This is a genomic window from Paenibacillus sp. JT31N11 (genome assembly GCF_056269285.1).
Genome location: NZ_JBWDNQ010000007.1, coordinates 261,872 through 281,355, shown reverse-complemented (window position 1 = coordinate 281,355; position 19,484 = coordinate 261,872). Strand labels below are relative to the sequence as shown.

The window sequence follows — 19,484 nt, the reverse complement described above, 5'->3', positions numbered from 1 at the left end:
TCGGAGGTATTTAATTGATGAATCCGTACAGGAACAAATATGATGCCGCGGTAGTCGGCGGAGGGTTGGCAGGACTGACTGCTGCCGTTTTTCTGGCAAGAGCGGGCAAATCTGTTATCGTGCTGGAGAAAGCGGGCCGGACGGGAGACCTTGCCCAAACGGTCAACAAGAACGGAGCGCTCTTTAACTTCGGTCCTCATGCCATGTACGAGGGAGGAGCGGCGCTGGGGATATTGGAGGAGCTCGGCTGCCGGCCGAAGACAGGTTATACGGCCGCAGGCAGGATGCTGGGAATTCTGAAGGGGGAGATTATGCAAATTCCGCAGCACTTTTCACCCGAAGAAAATGCGGAATGGACCCGGCTCACGGGCGGTTTGCGCCAAATCGATACCGCTTCACTTCGCGGGATCAGCCTTCAGGAGTGGGTGGAAACCAATCTTCGCCACGAGCGTGTCCGGCTTCTGTTCAGTGCCATGTGCCGGCAGGCGGCGTTCTGCGGTGATCTGCATCTGCTAAGTGCGGGCTATGCCATAAGGCAGTCGCAGCTTGCATCGCAAGGCGTCAAGTATGTGGAAGGCGGTTGGCAGACCGTTGCGGATAAGCTGCGGGAGCTGGCCGTTCAAGCGGGTGCCGTGATCGCCACCGGGCACAAAACGGAGCAAATTGCAGTCGGAAGCGGGAAAGTTCGCTCCATCGTGCTGTCAGATGGAATGCCGGTTGAAGTCTCCGCTGTTATTGCCGCCGTTGGTCCGGATGAAGCCTGCCGGATGGTTGAAGGGTCGGAGCATATGTCGCTCGGATCCTGGAAGGCGCAGTCCCGTCCGATCTATGCCGCGTGTCTGGATGTGGCGCTGCGGCGTGTGCCGAGACCGGAGCATCTCTTCGCTGTCGGCATGGATCAGCCGCTCTATTATTCCAATCATTCGGCTTCGGTTAGATTGAGCGATAACGGCTCTTATGTCCTGCATCTCATGAAATACAAAAATACCCGCAGCGAGGCAGAGCCGGGGGCCGACAAGAAGCAGTTGACCGGCCTTCTTGACCTGCTGCAGCCCGGATGGGAGGAGGAAATGGCAGCCTCCAGATACTTGCCCGGCCTTCTCGTAGCGCATGATGCGCGCACGATTCATCATAATGGAGAGGGGCCGGCGGCAAGTCCCGCCGTTCCGGAAGTCCGCGGGCTGTTCGTCGCCGGCGACTGGGTCGGCAGGAATGACCGGCTCGCCGATGCGGCAATGTCCAGCGCCAGGCTCGCCGCGCAGCAGGCGCTGAGCGGTATGAATGCAGCGATGTAACGGGCATGCGAAGGAGCGGAATCATTTCATCATCAAAATAGACCAGCATCGCCAGGAAGACATCTGCCGCCGGATGTCTTTTTCTTTTACCTTTCTGAAGAATTGTTTCCATATAAAGCTATTTGGAGTCGTTAATCGTATATATAGAAGATTTACCATTATATAGGGCGGCCCAATATAACAAAGGGAAGGATCGGAATGTATGCTGCGTGTTGAAAACTTGTCTCATTCTTTTAAGAACGGCGGCGAAATCACCCCGGTGCTTCAGCATATCAGCTTCGAAGTCAAGCAGGGCGAGATGATCGCGCTCCTGGGAAGCTCGGGCTCCGGCAAATCCACCCTGCTGAATTTGATGGCGGGTCTGATGAAGCCGACGGAAGGTACGATCCATATTGCCGGCCACAACATTGTAACCATGGGGGAGAACAAGCTGGCGGAGTTCCGGCGGGAGCATATCGGTTTTATTTTTCAGGCATATGAGCTGATTGCCAATCTGACGGTCCGCGAGAACGTGGAGCTGCCGCTTGTGTTTCAATCGATCCGCCCCTCCGTGCGCAAGCAGCGGGCGCTGGATCTGCTTGAGCAGGTGGGCATTCCGGAGAAGGCGGATATGTTTCCTTCGCAGCTGTCAGGCGGACAGCAGCAGCGCGTCAGTATTGCCCGTTCCCTGATAACGGAGCCCTCGGTCATCTTCGCGGATGAGCCTACGGGCAATCTGGATACCCGGACAGAGGAGGAAATTATCGCGATTCTGAAGCAGCTCAATGAAACGATGAAGACGACCTTTATTATCGTGACGCATGAACGGGAGGTTGCACAGCAAACGCAGCATATTATTGCGCTTCGGGACGGATTTCTCGTTACCGAGACGGATGCGGCCAGTACAGTGTGGGCAGGGGGGAACAGAAGTTGAGAATTCGCGACATTACGCGCTTGTCGTGGGATCAGGTCAAACGCCGGAAAGTGGTCACGGCGCTGTGCGCGGCGGGGATTTCCATCGGCTGCGCGGCCATTGTCGTCGCATTAAGCGTGGGCGAATCGGCACAGACCTATATCGAGCAGGAAATGAACAGCTTCTTCAAAATGGATGAGATTACGGTGACGGAAAACGGCGGCGTATCCTCTCCAGGCAGTCAGGAAACAGCGGTTGAGCAGAGCCTGGAGCGGGGGAAGCTGACGGAGCAGAAGCTGGAAATTATCCGGAATATCCCGCATGTGAAAGCCGCGGCGCCATTCCAGCAGCTGAACAGCTTTCAAATGCAAACGGTGGATAACCGCAATTCCTATATTGAAATCATCGGGACGGATCTGAATTTGCTGCCGGAATTCGATAAACCGCTCATGCAGGGCGCTCCTTCCGATCTGCAGGGGACCGTTATCCTCAGTTACGGCGCGACACTCGGACTCGTCGACGAAGCCGCGCGGCAGAGCGTGCTGGAGCAGATGCAGAAGAATCCCTACGACAGCAAGCTGACGGAGCAATACAATAAATTGAACCAGACGCCCTCTTCGCTTTATCAAAGGCAGGTCCAGTTCCGCAATCTTCAGGAGCCGGAGAAAACAACGGTCAGCTCGCCTTTCCGTGTGGCAGGGGTCCTGAAGAAAGCAAGCGGGGTGAGCGAGGAGTCCGCCTCCTATGACAAGAAGGCCTACATATCGCTGGACACCGCGCAAATGCTCATGCAGGAGCTATATCCCGGCCAAAGTCAGCTTGCGCAGGCAAATGTCTATAATTCCATACTCGTCAAAGTGGACGATCAAGCATACACCGAGCAGGTAGAAAAACAAATCCAGAAGCTCACCCTGTCAACACAAACCAATTTGCAGCAGAAAGAGCGGATCGCCCAGCAGTTCAGCATCATCAAGGGCGTCGCATTGGGCGGCGGCGTGTTTATTCTCATTATCGCCTCCATCTCGATCGTGGTGGCCATGACGATGTCGACCTATCAAAGGCGGCGGCAGATCGGCATTATGAAGGTGCTTGGCGCGAATTTGGGACAAATCCGCAATATGTTCATCGTGGAGGCGGCCCTGCTGGGATTTCTCGGAGGCCTGCTGGGTGTATTGTTCTCCTACTGGATTGTATGGGGGATCAACGGCATCATTAATGCGGTTGCTCCCGAGCAGGAGCAGGTCATTATTTTTATCCCGCTGACGACCATTCCCATTGGTATGCTGTTTGCCATTATGACAGGCGTATTATCCGGCATTTATCCGGCGATCAGCGCGTCGCGCACAGATGCCCTGACCGCCATCCGGCGAGATTAGCTGTATATGAAGGGAGAAGAGAAGCTCGCATGAAGAAAAAAATAAAATGGCTGATTATCGGGATCATTCTCATTGGCATCAGCTACGCTCTCTATACCGTATCCAAGCCAGCGCCCAGAATCGAGGAAATGGCGGACAAGCAGGCCATCACCTTCAAGGTAAGCACGGAAACGCTCGTCAATACGGTTGAAGTAAAAGGGAAATCGATGTATGAGCAGGAGACGTTTGTCTATGCTCCATTTGGCTCCAGGGTTACGGAGTGGAAGGTGGAGGACGGTCAGCAGGTGAAGCAGGGGGATGTCCTCTTTCAATTGGACCAGACACAGCTGCAGAACGAGATCGAGCAGCAGGAAGCGGAAATACATAAATCGAAGCTCGAATCCGAGCTTAACACCTACATGGACAAGCTGGATCAGGAGGCGGTAGCGCTTGGCGACGAAACGGCAAGGGCACGGGAGCTTGCAGCCAAGGAAGTCGCCAGACTAAACCAGGAGCTAAGCGAGGTGACGAGCGGAATCAAGCTCAAGGAGCTTGCGCAGCAGAAGGCCAAGCTGAGCGAGGCCAAGTACCGCTCTCCCGCCTCGGGTATTTTTCTGTATGACAGCGCCAGCGCCCATCCGCAGATGGTAACCGATAATCAATATGTGGGCAAAATCGTCGATTTGAACAAGCTTCAGCTGATTGCGCTTGTTGGCGAGCAGGATATCTTCAGCATCAAGCCGGGGATGCCGGTTGTCGTTAGAATGACAGCCAAGAAGGAGCTGAAGCTCTCGGGCAGCGTATTGAAGGTATCCAAATTCGCCAAGACCGGGACGGATCAGAACAATATCGACCAGGCCGCCCAGTTCGAGGTGGTGATTGCGCTTGAGCCCAGCGAGTATCTGATTGCGGGCCTCAGCCTGAATGGCGAAATTGAAATCACGCGCAAGGAAAAGGTCACTGTCGTACCGACCATTGCGGTCATGCGTGAGCAGGATGCCTACTATGTTATGCTGGACAAGGGAAATGGCATGTACGAGCGCAAGGATATCAAGATCGGCATGGAAACACCGGAGAATACGGAGGTGCTGGAAGGCTTGAAGGTTGGCGATACCGTTGTCCTGAATTAACACAGCTTGCAGGGGCAATGCAGCAGTCGGGACGGCAGCATTACCCAGGCTTTCCGTTCCGGGGAGTAAAGGGTAAGCGGGTCGGATAAGACTGACAACAGGCGGGAGAATTCATAGACTTGACATCGCTCCCGGGCGACACTAAAGTGGAGTTTAATGAGGTGTGTATGATGAGCAAACGCCAGGATATTATGAAAGCTACGCTGGATCTGATCGATGAAGAAGGGCTGCAGTCCGTCACCTTCGCCAAAATATTGAAGAAGGCCAATGTAGGCTCAGGCACCGTCTTCAACTATTTTGGCAGCAAGGAAGAATTGGTCAATGAAGTATATAAAGAGGCGCGATTGCATATGGGCAACTGCCTTCTGGCCGGTTACGATCCGGGGCTGAGTCTGTATGAGAGGTTCAAATGCCTCCAGTTGAACAGGCTTCGCTTCGGGATCGATTTCCCCAAGGAATTTCTGTTTATCGACAACTATTCCTATTCGCCCTATATCTCGGCCGATCTGCGCAATATGGACGATGCCGGCTCTTCGCGTGCTGTGCAGGACGTCATCGTCGAAGGGCAGAAGCAGGGGATCATCAAGGAGATGGCTCCCCATATGTGCCACCAGCTCATCCACGGCATTATTTCCGCCATCGTCAAGGGTTATCTGGTGGAGAAATATCCGCTGACGGAGCTTGAGGCGCAGCAGACGCTGGAGGCGTCGTGGAAGGCGATTAGGGTGTAGATGGAAAGCGGGGCCGGATGTGCAGGGCAGTCGAGCGGGGCAGGTCCGGTCAGAGCGGCATAGTGCTGGCGCGTGTAAAAAGAAGAATAGATCTGGGCTGTAGAATCGGCCGGGAGAGCGCGTCGCTGGCAGAGATCGATATCCCCCTAAGGCTCCACCAAACTAAAACCTTGTAGCATCGGGATTTCCCGGTGCTTTTTGATTTTTTGAAGGGTGTTAATCTGCCAAGAATCGCGAGAATGACAATAGGATACCATTAGAAAATAACGGCGTGCTAGTACCCAAGTCTTATTTCAGAAGGGGATGTAAATCAAAATAAAGTTCACAGCGCCGGAGCTTGAAAATAAATCTGTAGATATGAAGGTTTTAAAAATAGCTACACAGTATTCGAATCCGTCGTTTTATTCCACACATTTATGAAAGGAACCGTGAGCTTGCAACACTTAAGGTATTAGGCTATCAAAAAAATAAAATAAATAAACTTATATTTTTTGAAAACATCATATTAATCCTGTTTGCGGTAATTGCAGCCTTACCGATAAGCGACTATGTTATTACATTTATTATCAAGGCGCTGTCCAGTATCCATCAACAAATCCCGAATCAATTAAGTATTATTACCATATTGATAGCTGTTGTTCTTTCATTCTTGCTAACTATGTTGTCTAACTTACTGCTTAGGAGGAAAGTATCCAAAATAAATATGATTGAATCATTAAAAAGTATTGAATAAGAGAATCAATGCCCGATTTTCGGCGGAACTATTTTTCGGAAACGATATAATCATAATTGTAAAGAAATCAACCAAATCAAAACTGCATGAAAAAAGGAGGAGCAGCATGCTGCCGGCCGACAGGAAACGCGAATATTACCAGGCGTTAATCGATAAAAAATCCGAGTACGAAGGCATTTTCTTTGTAGGAGTCAAGACAACCGGCGTATTCTGCCGACCTACATGTCCGGCAAGAAAACCCAAATATGAAAACTGTGAATTTTATGAGACGGCCAAGGAAGCCCTGTTGGCATCATTCCGCCCCTGCCAGCGCTGCCGTCCGCTGTCTTATCCGGGCCATGTCTCAGAGTTGGTTAGCAAGCTAGTCAGCGCAGTGGAAGAAAATCCGGAACATCGCTGGACGGAAGAAGACTTTCGAAAATTATCCGTGGATGCTTCAACTGCGCGGCGCCAATTCAAGAAGAGGTTCGGAATGACTTTTGTTGAGTATGCAAGAGCGCGGCGAATGGGAATGGCCTTGAAGCATATCCGGGCAGGCAGTGCAGTCATCGAAGCACAGTTGTCCGTAGGGTATGAATCTGGCAGCGGCTTTAGGGATGCGTTCTCGCGCATTATGGGCGCAGTACCTGCTCAATTAGGCGGTCAAAAGATTTTGAAAGCCTCATGGTTGGATACGCGGCTTGGTCCGATGATCGCAATAGCTGACGAACAAACATTATATTTGCTTGAATTCATGGATCGCAGAGGATTGGAGCGCGAGATAGAGCGCCTAAGGAGGAGGACAAAATCAGCGATTATTCCGGGCAGTACACCGCCGATCAATTCAATCGAAAGGGAGCTCAGAGATTATTTCGAAGGCAATTTAACAGATTTCAATACGCCGGTAAAACTGCTGGGATCGCCCTTTCAAATGAAGGTGTGGAGACAGCTGCAGAAAATTCCTCCGGGTCGCACAACCTCATATGCCGACATTGCCGCGGCAATTGGAAAGCCAAGTGCTTATCTAGCCGTAGCCCAAGCAAATGGAGCCAACCAGGTGGCGATAGTGATTCCTTGTCACCGTGTTATCAACTTGAACGGCGAATTGGGTGGTTATGGGGGAGGTATATCTCGAAAACAATGGCTGCTTAACCACGAGATGAATGGGAGAGTAATGGAAATAAAATGATGAACAACAAGCAATCGGGTAAATGGTCCATTTTATTAGTTGTCACACTTGTGTCATTTATTACGAATCTAGACGCTACGATTGTGGTCAACGGTCTGCCTCCGCTCATGGAGGATCTGCAGCTTTCGATTGGGACAGGGATGTGGACGATTACCTCGTTTTACATAACGAGTACAGTATTCCTCCTTCCTTCCGGCCGATGGTCTGATATGTTCGGAACCAAACGCATTTTTCTATGGGGGATCGCTTTGTTCACGTTAGCTACTGCTTTATGCGGTATGGCAGACTCCGGCGCAGTTCTGATCGCGGCCCGCCTTCTTCAAGGTACCGGAGCTGCTATGGCGATGGCGGCCTCCACTCCGATCTTGATACGATCATTTCCGCCTAATGAACTTGGGGTTGCTCTTGGAATTAACAACATCGCATGGGTGACGGGCTCACTCATCGGTCCTGTTGCCGGGGGGCTGCTAATTGGCGAATTTGGTTGGCGTTCCATGTTCTACTCGGTCGTACCGATCGGTATCGTTGGTTTGGTCGCCGGTATTCTAATTTTAAAGGACGATAAGTTGAGCGTAAAAACGAAGCCTGACTGGCCAGGCGTGTTGACGTACGGAACAGGTTTAACCCTATTCCTCATCGTCTTGTCTGAGGGCCAAACATGGGGATGGGCCTCGGGAAGAACGTTCGGACTACTCGCAGCAGCGCTGATTCTATGGGTTGCCTTCGTTTTTATTGAGAAGAGGGTTCAGCATCCTTTGTTTGATCTGGGTCTTCTCGCACTTAGGGATTACTCGATCGGGCTCGGAATTACCATGAACTACTGTATCGGTTATTTTGCCGTCACCATTCTGCTCACGCTGTATTTGCAAGGGGGACTAAATCTCAGTCCATTGGAGTCGGGTTTATTGTTGATTCCGCTATCAGTACCCCAGCTTTTCACTGCTCTATTCGGAGGTAGGCTTGCCGATCGCGTTGGCCCCGCAAGAATGATTTTGCTTGGATCGTTTCTGATCGGTCTCGCGCTCCTGATGCTTGGGCAGCTCGGCCCTGAGCTTTCGAATATAGCTGTCATTGCTCCGCTATTGATCATTTCCGCAGCTACCGGGCTTTCCTGGCCATCGCTTGCAAAGGCCGTATTGTCTGCTGCTCCGCAAGAACAAGCGGGTTCAGCATCAGGTATGTTTTGGACCGTATACAACATGTGCCGGGCTATCAGCCAAGCGCTCGCGTTTGCTGTTGTTCAGTTGGTCGCCAAGACCGATGCTGCATCCCGGCTGTTATCTGGGACAGATGGTTCTGGGCTGAATCAGTCGAAAGATGCTTTGATCCGAGCTTCTAACATCGGTTTCCGATTCTTCGCGCTGTTCCTGGCACTTGCAGTCGTGCTTGGGCTATTATTACTGCGACCGCAGCGCAAGGCCGCAAAAGTGAATCAGCAAGCATAAAGTAGCATAAATCCCAAACGTCGCAGCAGCAACCTGTTTTGAGCTGCTCATTGACAACAGGGTCAATCATTATGTACAATTTATTTATTCTGACCATTCAGTATAAATAAATTGGATAAGGTGAAATCATGCCCAAACTAGGAATGGAACCAAAGCGCCGAGCAGATGTCATAAACGCCACGTTAACCTGCATTAGCATTTACGGAATCGATGGCATGACTCTGGATAAGGTTGCCGAGTATGCGGACTGCTCGAAGGGTGTTGTCACTTATTATTTTAAGAATAAGGATAATCTGACGATCGAAGCCTTCCAATCGTTCTTGGCCTATTATGGGCTGAAGATAGAATCAGAAATTGAAAACACCATGACAGCCGGGGAAATGATTGACGTTACGCTGAAACATATACTGCCGCCATACCGTGATGACAAGGAGAAGAAGATTAATGTTTCGCGGCTTGATGGAATTGACAAGATGTTTATCCCGTATGAAGATCAAGGAAGGCTCTTTCTGCAATTTTTCTCAAAAGCCGTGTTGGATCGCAATTTGCAGGAAGTCGCATCCAAGAGCTATCGGGCTGATTTCGATGGCATAGCAAAAATTTTTGATTACGGCAACAAGATGGGGCATATGTCTGTAGAAAATTCCCAAAACGCTGCATATGGGCTGCTGGCGATGGCAGTAGGTCTAAGCTTCTTTCGAGTAGCGGACATTCCGCCCATCAATGGCGAAGATAATCGAGCCATCGGGGATGATTATGTGAGAAGGCTCACCAATGTTTGAGTATATTTCTTTATTAGGAGGATGTTTATGAATATAACGAAGGTAGAAACAGGTGCGGGAACGATTGCCGTCGTGAGCAGCAGCGAGATCGTAATAGAGGATGTACAGTCAGCATTGGATTTGATGGCAACCGTACAATATGAAGCAGGCACTGATCGTATCGTTATAAACAAATCCCTGCTAAACGAAAGCTTTTTCGATTTGAAAACACGCCTTGCAGGTGAAATACTTCAGAAGTTCATCAATTATCGGGTGAAGTTTGCCATTATTGGAGATTTTTCCGGGTATTCAAGTCAAAGCCTTAAGGATTTCATCTATGAATGCAACAACGGCAACGATTTCTTTTTCCTGCCGACCGAGCAGCAAGCGATTGAAAAGTTAAGCAAGTTGAGGTAGCAGATGGGACAGGAGGAAGACAGGTGTCAAACGCGCGGCGTCGTGATACTGAATATCCAATGGTGCAAATTCCTGCAGGTGAACTTGAATTAAGGGACGATCGAATAAAGGCGGTATGGACGGCCCAGGTGAATTCTTTTTGGCTTGCACCGGTTCCTGTTACGAAAGCGTTATATGAGTCGATCGTGCAAAAGTCAGTTGGACGTAATGACGATTCTCTAGTTCCGGTTGTGGATGTTTCTTTTAACGATGCCGTTCTCTTTTGTAATTTGCTATCCCGGCAGTCGGGTCTGAAGGAATGTTACTCGGTAATTGATGATGGTGAGAGTGTCGTCTGCAGCTGGGAGGCGGATGGTTACCGTCTTCCTACGGAAGCGGAATGGCAGTATGCGTGTAAAGGGGGAACAACCGGGTACCGGTACGGCGAGCTTGACGAGATAGCCTGGTATCGTGAAAACTCCGCGGGCATGGCGCATGAGACAGGTAAAAAGCTGCCGAATGCGTGGGGCCTCCATGATATGTTGGGAAATGTTTGGGAGTGGTGCTGGGATCTATACGATGTGAAAGTATATGGCTCCTACAGAGTGTTCCGCGGCGGCAGCTGGGCGGAAGAGGCCAGGGGCTGTGGAGCGACGTGCCGCCGCCGCAGTCACCCCACATTTCGCATTGATGATCTCGGCTTCCGCCTTGCCAGGTCCCTCCCCCAGGCTCTATAAAAAAATGTCCTCGGAACCAATAAGGTTTCGGGGATTTTTTTGAAATATAGGAAAGTATATCATTTCGCCATACTTTCTCTATATTTCTCCGGAATGAAACGCGCCCCGCCATAAGGACGGAGACAGCCGTTTCACCTTGCATCAGATGAACTTGCTGAATGAAGCAATAAGAGGCGAAGCTGTCGTTTTCTACAGTAATTGTTGACTATTCCCGTGTGTTTTAATATACTTTCAAATAATTATATACTATATATTTTATGTTTCATCACTAATCGTAAGAAGGAGATGGGATGATGAACAGCAATCCATTGCTTGTGATAGTTGGTGCGGGCCCCGGAGTAAGCCTCGGTATAGGGAAAAAATTTGGCGGCAATGGATTTCGGGTGGTTCTTGTCTCAAGAACTCAACAATCGCTGGAACCCAATCTACAAGAACTTCATGAACAAAATATTGAGTCTTACGGCATCTCCGCGGATGCTTCCGATCCGGATTCCTTGAAACAGGCATTTGCACAAATCAAGTCCGAATATGGAGCGACTGACGTCCTTGTCTATAATGCAGCCAATATTGTGCCGGGGGACCCCCTTTCGTTAACCGAGCAGCAACTGATCAATGACTTTAAAGTGAACACGGTAGGTGCATTAACGAGCGCTCAACAGGTGATTCCGGAAATGATCGAGCGTAAGCAAGGGACTCTCTTTTTCACGGGAGGAGCAATAGCGATTGATCCGAATCCGGATTACGCTTCTTTATCCTTAGGCAAAGCTGCGACTCGTTCGCTCGCGCTTTCGCTGGCTGATACGCTGTCGCCGCACGGAATTTATGTAGGGCAGGTTTTGATAGCCGATCATGTTAAAAGAGGAACCTTTTACGATCCGGATCGCATTGCGGATGTTTTTTGGAATTTATATAACGCCAGGGACCAAAAGGAAATTATATTTAAGGAATAACAATCTTCGCCGTGAGAATGAAAGGACAGTCCCTCGTTCTTTATTTTATAAAAACAAAAAGAAACCGTTCTTTGGTTAAATGGAGGTACCACCCAACCATCTGCGAAAGAACGGTTTTTTTTTGCCATACGTAAAGCGCGTTCGTCATTGAAGACCTTTTATGAAGACCCCCACTGATTTCTCCCCCGTCGTGACAATATCATATGCGAAGTTTGATAAGCACCAGGTGATCAAGGCTCCCGTTAAATAAGAGTATACATAATTCACGATCTCTTCTGTGGATAAATCGTTTCTGAACACCGAACCAGATACGCCTTCATCAATAATTCCCATAAGCAGCTCCGGCTCTAAACAATCCGCAAAAAATGAGGATTGCTCCGGTGATTTTGGTGACAGATTGACAATAAAAGAAAGCTTGGTAAGCTCTTCCCCTACGACTGACGGAAAGCGCAAGGTACACATCATAAACGTTTTTAGCTTGTCTATTGGACTGGCATCCTTATGCTCAAGCGTAAACTTCCTGAAATTCTCGTTCATATATTCCGTAATATCGTCACGGTACAATTTTCTGACGATGTCCTCTTTTGACTTGTAATGAATATAAAACGCGCCTTTTGAAAGGCTGCATTTCTCGCATATTTCGTCAACCGTAACATTATTATACCCTTTAGTTATGATAAGCTCCTTAGCCACAGCAAAAATCCTCTTCTGTGTTTCTTTCCCCTTAAGCTGTCGGCTCGTCTCTGTTGCCTTCATTCAATCCCTCCTTAGAAGCGTTGAGGTCATAAAGCCAGTTTGTCTATTTTCCAACTACAACTATAATGCATGTGTTTCAGGCAAGTCAAAGAATCCGCGGGCGGAGCGTTTGACAAAACAAAAGTGACCGGAGTATACTGACTGCAGTCACATTTTACGAATGACTGTGACAAATACACCAAATCATACGGAAAGAAGGATGTGCAAAAATGAAAATTGCCATTATCGGAGCAGGGTATATTGGAAGCAGCCTCGCCAGAGTTTTTACCAGGCTGGGACATGAGGTCTCAATCACTAACGCCAGCAACGCTCAAGTCCTTCAGGAAATAGCCAAGGAGACAGGCGCAAAGCCGGCTGCGATTATAGAGGTTGCACAAGCCGCTGAAGCTGTTATTATATCAATTCCGCCGAAAAGCATTCCCAGTCTGCCAGCAGGATTTCTCGATGAGGCCGCTTCAGGCGCTGTCGTGATCGATACCGGCAATTATTATCCCTTATTGCGCGATGGCTTGATTGAGCCAATTGAAAGGGGCCTGACTGAAAGCCGCTGGGTGGAAAAGCAAATCAAACAACCGGTCATTAAAGCATTCAATGCGACTCCTTGGTACAATCTGACAAAAGGGCTGCCGGCGGGTACCCCGGGACGTCTGGCAATGCCCGTAGCCGGCGATGATCATGCTGCTAAGGCAGTCGTATTCAAACTGGTGGAAGAGGCAGGGTTTGATGCGGTCGATGCCGGCGGGTTGGACGAGTCATGGCGCCAACAACCCGGAACGCCTGCCTATTGTGTCGATCTTGATGTGCCGGGCCTGCGTCAAGCGCTATCCGAAGCGACCACTGAACGCGGTTATGACTTCAAAGCCATCCATCTAAGTGAGGAAGAGCTCACGGCCGCGTATGAGATGCAGAATGCTTTTCACAAAAGAATCGGCGAGGCCGTTCTTACTCTGATGGAATCGAACAATTGGACGGAAGCGGAAGCGGCCAAGGCTCTGTACACTCAATTTGCGGCTGGCAGCAAACCGGCAAATGAAATTCTGGATTTCGTTTTTGAATATAAACGGCTGGAATAAGTGAATCCTATGTAGAAATGGATACTCCGGTCAACGGATGGCTGCGATATTAGCAATCAAGAAGAAATGTGTTGTTTTGTTTCATGGTACTGTATGTGTAGCAAGCATACAGAGGAGGAGTTCTAATGAAACAAAACGATGGATTGATTGCTGAGTTGAAGCAGGAGGCCGAATCAACCAGGAGATTGCTGGAACGTGTGCCGTCAGACAAGCTTTCCTGGAAGCCGCATGAAAGATCGATGTCATTGGGTCAGTTGGCTTTGCATATCGCAGGCTTGCCCGGAGGCGTGGCCGAATTTCTGAATGAACAGGTACGCGAAGTTCCGACATTTGCATCATTTCCTGAGGCAGCATCGCTGAACGAGATCCTCTCGGTATTTGATGAATATGTGATGATCGCTGAAAACAAGCTTCTCACATGGGGAGAAGCAGGACTTTTGGAGACATGGAAGCTCACCCGTGAAGGCAACCCGGTCCTGGAGATGCCCCGAGTCGAAATGGCGCGTACATTAATGTTCAATCATTGGTACCACCATAGGGGACAACTCACGGTTTATCTCCGGATGCTTGAGGTCCCGCTCCCTGCCATTTACGGTCCCAGCGCAGACGAGAATTAACAGATCTCCGGTCAAGCAATAAAGGTTGATCTTATGCAATAATTTAATAGGGCCGGTACTTCAGTCCAAGGTTCCGCGACATAACAATTCAAACCGCGTCCATCGGATGCGGTTTTTGTTTAAATATAAGAACGTATAAAATACCTCCGGCGCAGATTGTCACATTTAACCGGCATGCGGAATTTATCAAGATTTTGTAGCTTAGTCTGTTTTGCCGTGCTTAGGCTTCGCAATTATTGTACAATATAAAGAACTTCAACTGCTTTAAGCATCAAGCATGTTTGTATGAATCCATGAATTGGAGGGAGCGGCAACAATGAATCTGGAACAATTGAATCGTATTTCCACGGGAAAAGGATTTATCGCTGCACTGGACCAAAGCGGCGGGAGCACCCCGAAGGCACTGCTGCAGTATGGCATCAAGGAAGACAGCTATTCCGGCGAAGAAGCCATGTATGCAGTGGTCCACGAGATGAGAACGCGCATCATTAAGAGTCCGGCATTTGATTCGGAACGCATTTTGGGTGCGATTCTGTTTGAAAACACGATGGACCGTGAGATTGACGGCCAATTTACCGCGGATTATCTGTGGCAGAAGAAAGGCATCGTCCCTTTTCTGAAGGTCGACAAAGGGCTGGCCGAACCTGCAAACGGCGTCCAACTCATGAAGCCGATACCGGATTTGAACAATCTCCTGAAGCGTGCGAACGAAAAGCATATTTTCGGGACCAAAATGCGCTCGGTCATTAAGGAAGCCAATCCGGAAGGCATCAGACAAGTTGTGGAGCAGCAGTTCGAGATCGGCAAACAAATTTTGGCGATGGGGCTGGTGCCCATTATCGAACCTGAGGTCGATATTCACAGTGCGGACAAGCAGAAATCGGAGCAAATCCTGAAAGACGAGATCCTCAAGCAATTGTCGGCTCTCGATAAGAACGTAAAAGTGATGCTGAAGCTCTCCATACCGACGGAGGATAACTTCTACAGCGATCTTATCGAACATCCCCAGGTTGCAAGGGTTGTAGCTTTGTCGGGCGGATACGATCAAGTTGAGGCCAATGAGAAATTGACGCATAATCACGGCCTGATCGCCAGCTTCTCACGTGCCTTGTCGGAGGGGCTGACAGCCCAGCAAACGGACGAAGAATTCAACGCGATGCTGTCCCAATCGATCGCGTCCATTTATAAAGCATCCATCACCTGAAAATTTTCAAATTAACCAGATTCTTATCCAACACAAAAACACGCCGATCAAGGCGTGTTTTTGTGTTGGAGCGGATTGCGGCAGCTTACCTGCATGGTGAAATTTCGTTTTATTTTTTCAGGAACTTGTAGAACAGCTCCGCCATGCCGCTGCGGCTGAGGAGCGCTCTCGGCGTGATTTGGTTCTCATGCAGCGCGGCGCCGGCTCCTGCAAAAACTTTGGTCGCGTCCATCGCCCAGGCAGGGATGTCGGCGTAATCCGAATAGCTCGTCAGAGCCGGTGCCTTCGGATCCTTGGCGGGCAGATCATTTTGCAGCGCATTGTACAGGAATTGATAGAATTCCGATACATTCACGTGCAAATTGCCCCCGAAGGTGGTACCCGCAGCATTATTGCCCTTGGAAATGCCAAGACGCTTGGCTGCTGCGAGGTATCCGGCAGCATAGTCTTTACCCGCGTCCTTGAAATTATCCGTCCATGTCTTGTCTGGCGCTATGTCCATGATACGCATCAGGGATACCAGCATTTCCTTGCGGGTCAGCGTCGAGTCAAGATCAAACCTGCTGCCGCCCACTCCCTGCGTGATGCCGCGTGCGGCCAGGAATACAACGGAATCGTACAGCTTGCTTGTTTTCGGAACATCGCTGAACTCGACGAGGTTGTAGGTGACAAGGAAATCGGAGAAGTGCTTTGTCGTAAAGATCATCTTCTTCGTGTCCGGGTCATAGTGACCGCGAAGGAAAGCGTTGTCTCCTTTGTTCTTGGCAATTACAGCGTCTGGATGGCGGCCGTCAGCCAGTGTATACGGAACGCTTACCGTGACGGGACTGGCGGCGAACTGGGTAATCTGCTTGCCGTCAGAGTTCTTCAAAGTCAGCGAGACGGTTACATCGCCTTTCTCATCCGGCTTCGTCACAGACATGCTCAGCTTCACGTCTTGGCCTCCGGCCTGCTTGGCTATTTCAGCGACTGCCTCCTCCGGGAAAGTAACGGTACCGGCGGCCATTTCGACGGTGATGGACTTTGAAGCTTTGCTGTCGGCGGCAGCCTCCAGGTTAAGCTTGGGAATCGTAAGCTCCGCGCTATTACCTTTGACCGTGATATTCCCATCGCTCTCGCTGATGGATGGCACTTCTGTAACCGGTGTTGACGGCCAGTAGAACGGCGGCTGTGACTCCGGTGCAGAGATGACGATGCTCAGCGTTTGTGTCGCGCTGCCGCCGGCATTTTGCGCCTTGACGATGAAGCTGAACGTGCCCGCAGCGGTCGGTGTTCCGGCAATGCTGCCGGTGGCGGCGTCAAGAGAAAGCCCGTCCGGCAGGGCGCCGCTGTCCAGCGACCATGCGATAGGCGTGTCGCCTGCTGCTGCCAGGGTCTGGCTGTATGCCGTAACCGTTGTTCCGCCCGGAAGCCTGCTCGTCGTCACAGAAGGCGTGACCGGGAATGCATAATCCTTCCACGGCGCGATCGTTTCATAACCCCCGAAATAACGGTTGTATGCGTTCTCCGCTCTTTTGCCTTCATTATCGAACGGATCGTCGCTCAGGTATTCAGCGGTTTCCGCCGGCATTTCCTTGTCATAGAAATAGTGATTCAGATACTCCGCTGTTCTCTGTCTCTGAGGGGCGTCTTCGGAATGTCCGTCACCGGGAGCGAGCGGGCGGATGTTGAACTTCACCAGATCGTCGGCATCATAGCCCAGCGTGTTATATACGAACTTGGCGGTCTCCAGACCCAACGGATCGCTTTCCGCGCCATCGCCGTAGTCGTTAATTGTGTTATGAAGCACGATGGCTCTTGGCGCCAAAGTGGCTACCAGCTCATGCTGGTCGAAGGGCAGGCGCTCGCCGTAGCCCCAGGCGCCGTCCAGGCGCTCATAGAAGCGGCCAGGCGTAAGGAAGCGGCGGAAAAGCTCGGTGGTACGGCCCGGGTTGTGACGGATGGAATCGCCCATCATCTCGGTGCCGCTTGCTTTGCCCCAGCTGTACTCATGCCCGATGTAGACATAGCGGTAAGGGGATGGGCCTGTTGCGCCGGCTGCGCTTGGAATGCACACGTCAATGCGCTCGTCAAACAGAGCGGAAACAAAGGCATACTTGCCGTTTATGGAATGGCCTGTCACCGCAAGCTTATCCGGAGCAATCAGCGAGCCGACACCCTCGCCGTATGTGCTGCCAGATGCGGACAGAAGCTCCAGGGCGTCGATGGCGCGGGAGGAGCCCCAGGCAGCGCCCATCTCATTGCTGATCTCTTGCATATCGCCGTCGCGGGTGTACGGGAAGAACGTGCGGAAAGTGCCGCTGCGAGGCCCCCAAGGGTTATTGCGGTCATCCGTTGTGACGTTGGCCGGAACGGCCAGAACTGCGAAACCGGCGTCGCCGTACTGGGCGATGTATCCGCCGAAGCTCAAGACAACCGGCACCGGACCAACATGACCGGAGGCTTGCTTTGCTTCCTCCGTGGGAGGATACAGCGTAAAGGTCATCGGAGCCGTAATCGTTCCATACGTGATGGAAACGGTAATGCCAAGCCCAGCGGGACGACCTTGTCCAGCTGGAACCGCCGCAACATTGGTAATCGACATCTTATCCGGCGGAGCGGGCATATAACCGTACTCGTAGAACTGGGCCATGTCCAGGATCTCCTCGCGGCGGCCGCCATCGCCGAACCAGTCGCCGGTACTTGTGACCTTGTGTCCGTCAAAGAAGGTCCAAGGGTCGGGCAGCGTGAATTGGGCAGGCAGATCCATCGGATCGGGATATTTCTTGTCGGCCCAACGCAGCGCGGCTATAGCGTTCTGCAGCCGCTTGGCCACGGAATTGACCATCGATTGATTGCTGGAACCGACAATTCCTTTTGCAGCCGCCAGCGCTGCATACAATTCATTTTCCGTCTCGGGGATCCATACGCCCTTGACCAGCGAATTGGATTCCACCCAACGGATGGTGTCTCTCAGCTGCCAGTCGCTGAATTTGAAGGGCGCCGTGCCGTTCCAGCCGGCAAGCGTAACGGTTCCCCAGTCAACCGAATGGTCCTGGCTCAGTGCCGCATAAGCATTGTTGTTATGGCTCCAGAATACGTAGCCGGCACGGCTTACGCCTTCGGCGGGAGAATCGCTGATCGCGACTTCAACACCGAATGAGGTTCCGTTCTGAAGCGCCGATCCTTCAATCTGCAGCGCCAGCTCGACAATGTAGCCGTCTGTCGTTTCGGAGGCGGCATAGCTCTTAATCCGATTCGAATACTCGCGGTTCTGCGGGTACGCGTGGACGGAGGAGTGATTGTTGACGCCCGCGTTGAGCTGGTAGGTCAGATTGCCGTTGGAGCTGATGGTGAATAAACCATCGTCGTCCTGGAATTTGTCAACCTTGTCATTCCAGAAGTCCAGGCCGAACACCACGCTGTCGCGAAGCGCAGGGTTGTTGGCATTGTTTTGCTGCAGTTCCGTATCCGTTGAAGCGCTGCGCGACTTCGTTGCGTCGTGCACCTCGACGAGCAGGTACAGCACCGGCCCGTCCCAAACGGAGCGAAGCTCGCCGTATGTAGCGGTGACCACGTCGGCGTTTGCCGCCGCGTTCTTCCCGTGCCCGATCCGTGACGGTTCAGCCGCGTTGTACGCTTGATCCCGTACGCCATCCACGGTTACATTCTGGGCGGTAAACTGGGCGCTCAACTGCTCCGATGGCATCGGACCGGCCGGATCCGGCGCGAAGTTTGATGCCGCAGCGACCGTTCCTATCGACCCGAAGAGCATCAAAAGGGCGACAAGAAACGAGATTATTCGTTTATCCATAGTTCATTCTCCTTGTTTGCCAAGAGAAGCTCCTGATTCAGAGGTTCCTCGTCTGATTTTTGGTACCATGAGAGCCGAAAATATTGTCTTCATCAGCTATGCGACCAGTTATTAAGACAGAGAAAGCGCTTGCAAGAAACTCTTTCCCGCAGACGTCCATGTCTGCAACGGGTATCGATTCGAAGTCCCGGCTTGATAAATAGTGGAGCAGCTTTCGTTTGTATTTGCCTTTTTCCGGGTCACCACCTGACTGGAGTGAGGTTCATTGCATTTCGTAGAACTGATCTCTTGATATCCGCGCTGCTGCTCTCTTGTGAGGTTATATTCATCATAAGCAGGCTGCTGGACGGACAGAATTCTTTTTTGTCGGCACTTCGCTATCAAATTTTACAGATAATAAAAGGGACAGGGGTCGCATCCGGCATCTGGTATAATGAAACGAATAGAA

16 protein-coding genes and 1 pseudogene are annotated in these 19,484 nt (G+C 50.9%); 15 read left to right on the top strand and 2 right to left on the bottom strand.

The window, feature by feature from the left end:
- The first annotated feature begins 17 nt into the window (after positions 1 to 17).
- From AC0YNV_RS23865 to AC0YNV_RS23810, 12 genes and pseudogenes are all read left to right on the top strand, one after another.
- Positions 18 to 1,295 (top strand): phytoene desaturase family protein, encoded by a 1,278-nt coding sequence (locus AC0YNV_RS23865; RefSeq protein ID WP_475770248.1) that lies wholly within the window; start codon positions 18 to 20, stop codon positions 1,293 to 1,295.
- Positions 1,296 to 1,497: 202 nt separating this feature from the next.
- On the top strand, positions 1,498 to 2,208 hold the full coding sequence (locus AC0YNV_RS23860) for an ABC transporter ATP-binding protein (protein WP_475770247.1): 711 nt from the start codon (positions 1,498 to 1,500) through the stop codon (positions 2,206 to 2,208).
- On the top strand, positions 2,205 to 3,563 hold the full coding sequence (locus AC0YNV_RS23855; RefSeq protein WP_475770246.1) for an ABC transporter permease: 1,359 nt from the start codon (positions 2,205 to 2,207) through the stop codon (positions 3,561 to 3,563). The genes AC0YNV_RS23860 and AC0YNV_RS23855 overlap by 4 nt, the downstream gene beginning before the upstream one ends.
- Positions 3,564 to 3,592: 29 nt before the next feature.
- Entirely contained in the window at positions 3,593 to 4,672 is a 1,080-nt protein-coding gene (locus tag AC0YNV_RS23850; protein WP_475770245.1) for an efflux RND transporter periplasmic adaptor subunit, read from the top strand.
- Between the two features lie 167 nt (positions 4,673 to 4,839).
- Positions 4,840 to 5,403 (top strand): TetR/AcrR family transcriptional regulator, encoded by a 564-nt coding sequence (locus AC0YNV_RS23845; RefSeq protein WP_475770244.1) that lies wholly within the window; start codon positions 4,840 to 4,842, stop codon positions 5,401 to 5,403.
- Between the two features lie 235 nt (positions 5,404 to 5,638).
- Positions 5,639 to 6,136 (top strand): annotated as a pseudogene (locus tag AC0YNV_RS23840) (FtsX-like permease family protein); the annotation flags it as partial.
- A 106-nt stretch (positions 6,137 to 6,242) separates the two neighbouring features.
- A complete protein-coding gene (locus AC0YNV_RS23835) occupies positions 6,243 to 7,304 on the top strand; it encodes a bifunctional transcriptional activator/DNA repair enzyme AdaA (RefSeq protein ID WP_475770243.1) in 1,062 nt (353 codons plus the stop codon).
- The gene (locus AC0YNV_RS23830; RefSeq protein ID WP_475770242.1) at positions 7,301 to 8,749 is read left to right on the top strand and encodes an MFS transporter; all 1,449 of its coding nucleotides are present in this window, start codon (positions 7,301 to 7,303) and stop codon (positions 8,747 to 8,749) included. The genes AC0YNV_RS23835 and AC0YNV_RS23830 overlap by 4 nt, the downstream gene beginning before the upstream one ends.
- Before the next feature lie 128 nt (positions 8,750 to 8,877).
- The gene (locus tag AC0YNV_RS23825; RefSeq protein WP_475770241.1) at positions 8,878 to 9,531 is read left to right on the top strand and encodes a TetR/AcrR family transcriptional regulator; all 654 of its coding nucleotides are present in this window, start codon (positions 8,878 to 8,880) and stop codon (positions 9,529 to 9,531) included.
- 27 nt (positions 9,532 to 9,558) lie between these two features.
- Entirely contained in the window at positions 9,559 to 9,927 is a 369-nt protein-coding gene (locus AC0YNV_RS23820; RefSeq protein ID WP_475770240.1) for a DUF4180 domain-containing protein, read from the top strand.
- 59 nt (positions 9,928 to 9,986) lie between these two features.
- Complete coding sequence (locus AC0YNV_RS23815; protein WP_475770343.1) at positions 9,987 to 10,643, top strand: formylglycine-generating enzyme family protein; 657 nt, start codon at positions 9,987 to 9,989, stop codon at positions 10,641 to 10,643.
- Positions 10,644 to 10,933: 290 nt separating this feature from the next.
- Positions 10,934 to 11,593: an SDR family NAD(P)-dependent oxidoreductase gene (locus AC0YNV_RS23810; RefSeq protein WP_475770239.1), complete on the top strand. Its 660-nt coding sequence runs from the start codon at positions 10,934 to 10,936 to the stop codon at positions 11,591 to 11,593.
- A 144-nt stretch (positions 11,594 to 11,737) separates the two neighbouring features.
- Here the strand turns inward: AC0YNV_RS23810 and AC0YNV_RS23805 are convergent, their stop codons facing one another.
- Positions 11,738 to 12,349: a TetR/AcrR family transcriptional regulator gene (locus tag AC0YNV_RS23805; protein WP_475770238.1), complete on the bottom strand. Its 612-nt coding sequence runs from the start codon at positions 12,347 to 12,349 to the stop codon at positions 11,738 to 11,740.
- A gap of 209 nt (positions 12,350 to 12,558) precedes the next feature.
- Between AC0YNV_RS23805 and AC0YNV_RS23800 the strand changes: the two genes are divergently transcribed.
- From AC0YNV_RS23800 to AC0YNV_RS23790, 3 genes are all read left to right on the top strand, one after another.
- The gene (locus AC0YNV_RS23800; protein WP_475770237.1) at positions 12,559 to 13,422 is read left to right on the top strand and encodes an NADPH-dependent F420 reductase; all 864 of its coding nucleotides are present in this window, start codon (positions 12,559 to 12,561) and stop codon (positions 13,420 to 13,422) included.
- A 125-nt stretch (positions 13,423 to 13,547) separates the two neighbouring features.
- A complete protein-coding gene (locus AC0YNV_RS23795; protein WP_475770236.1) occupies positions 13,548 to 14,039 on the top strand; it encodes a DinB family protein in 492 nt (163 codons plus the stop codon).
- 316 nt (positions 14,040 to 14,355) lie between these two features.
- Complete coding sequence (locus AC0YNV_RS23790) at positions 14,356 to 15,243, top strand: fructose bisphosphate aldolase (RefSeq protein ID WP_475770235.1); 888 nt, start codon at positions 14,356 to 14,358, stop codon at positions 15,241 to 15,243.
- 109 nt (positions 15,244 to 15,352) lie between these two features.
- Here AC0YNV_RS23790 and AC0YNV_RS23785 read toward each other — a convergent pair whose 3' ends face one another.
- Positions 15,353 to 19,036, bottom strand: a complete 3,684-nt coding sequence (locus AC0YNV_RS23785; protein WP_475770234.1) for a glucuronyl esterase domain-containing protein — start codon at positions 19,034 to 19,036, stop codon at positions 15,353 to 15,355.
- Positions 19,037 to 19,484: the final 448 nt, after the last annotated feature.

Bases quoted from the DNA above. Each gene is read 5' to 3' on its own strand.
- AC0YNV_RS23865 (WP_475770248.1), top strand. From the start codon at position 18: ATGAATCCGTACAGGAACAAATATGATGCCGCGGTAGTCGGCGGAGGG.
- AC0YNV_RS23860 (WP_475770247.1), top strand. From the start codon at position 1,498: ATGCTGCGTGTTGAAAACTTGTCTCATTCTTTTAAGAACGGCGGCGAA.
- AC0YNV_RS23850 (WP_475770245.1), top strand. From the start codon at position 3,593: ATGAAGAAAAAAATAAAATGGCTGATTATCGGGATCATTCTCATTGGC.
- AC0YNV_RS23845 (WP_475770244.1), top strand. From the start codon at position 4,840: ATGATGAGCAAACGCCAGGATATTATGAAAGCTACGCTGGATCTGATC.
- AC0YNV_RS23835 (WP_475770243.1), top strand. From the start codon at position 6,243: ATGCTGCCGGCCGACAGGAAACGCGAATATTACCAGGCGTTAATCGAT.
- AC0YNV_RS23830 (WP_475770242.1), top strand. From the start codon at position 7,301: ATGATGAACAACAAGCAATCGGGTAAATGGTCCATTTTATTAGTTGTC.
- AC0YNV_RS23825 (WP_475770241.1), top strand. From the start codon at position 8,878: ATGCCCAAACTAGGAATGGAACCAAAGCGCCGAGCAGATGTCATAAAC.
- AC0YNV_RS23820 (WP_475770240.1), top strand. From the start codon at position 9,559: ATGAATATAACGAAGGTAGAAACAGGTGCGGGAACGATTGCCGTCGTG.
- AC0YNV_RS23815 (WP_475770343.1), top strand. From the start codon at position 9,987: ATGGTGCAAATTCCTGCAGGTGAACTTGAATTAAGGGACGATCGAATA.
- AC0YNV_RS23810 (WP_475770239.1), top strand. From the start codon at position 10,934: ATGATGAACAGCAATCCATTGCTTGTGATAGTTGGTGCGGGCCCCGGA.
- AC0YNV_RS23805 (WP_475770238.1), bottom strand. From the start codon at position 12,349: ATGAAGGCAACAGAGACGAGCCGACAGCTTAAGGGGAAAGAAACACAG.
- AC0YNV_RS23800 (WP_475770237.1), top strand. From the start codon at position 12,559: ATGAAAATTGCCATTATCGGAGCAGGGTATATTGGAAGCAGCCTCGCC.
- AC0YNV_RS23795 (WP_475770236.1), top strand. From the start codon at position 13,548: ATGAAACAAAACGATGGATTGATTGCTGAGTTGAAGCAGGAGGCCGAA.
- AC0YNV_RS23790 (WP_475770235.1), top strand. From the start codon at position 14,356: ATGAATCTGGAACAATTGAATCGTATTTCCACGGGAAAAGGATTTATC.
- AC0YNV_RS23785 (WP_475770234.1), bottom strand. From the start codon at position 19,036: ATGGATAAACGAATAATCTCGTTTCTTGTCGCCCTTTTGATGCTCTTC.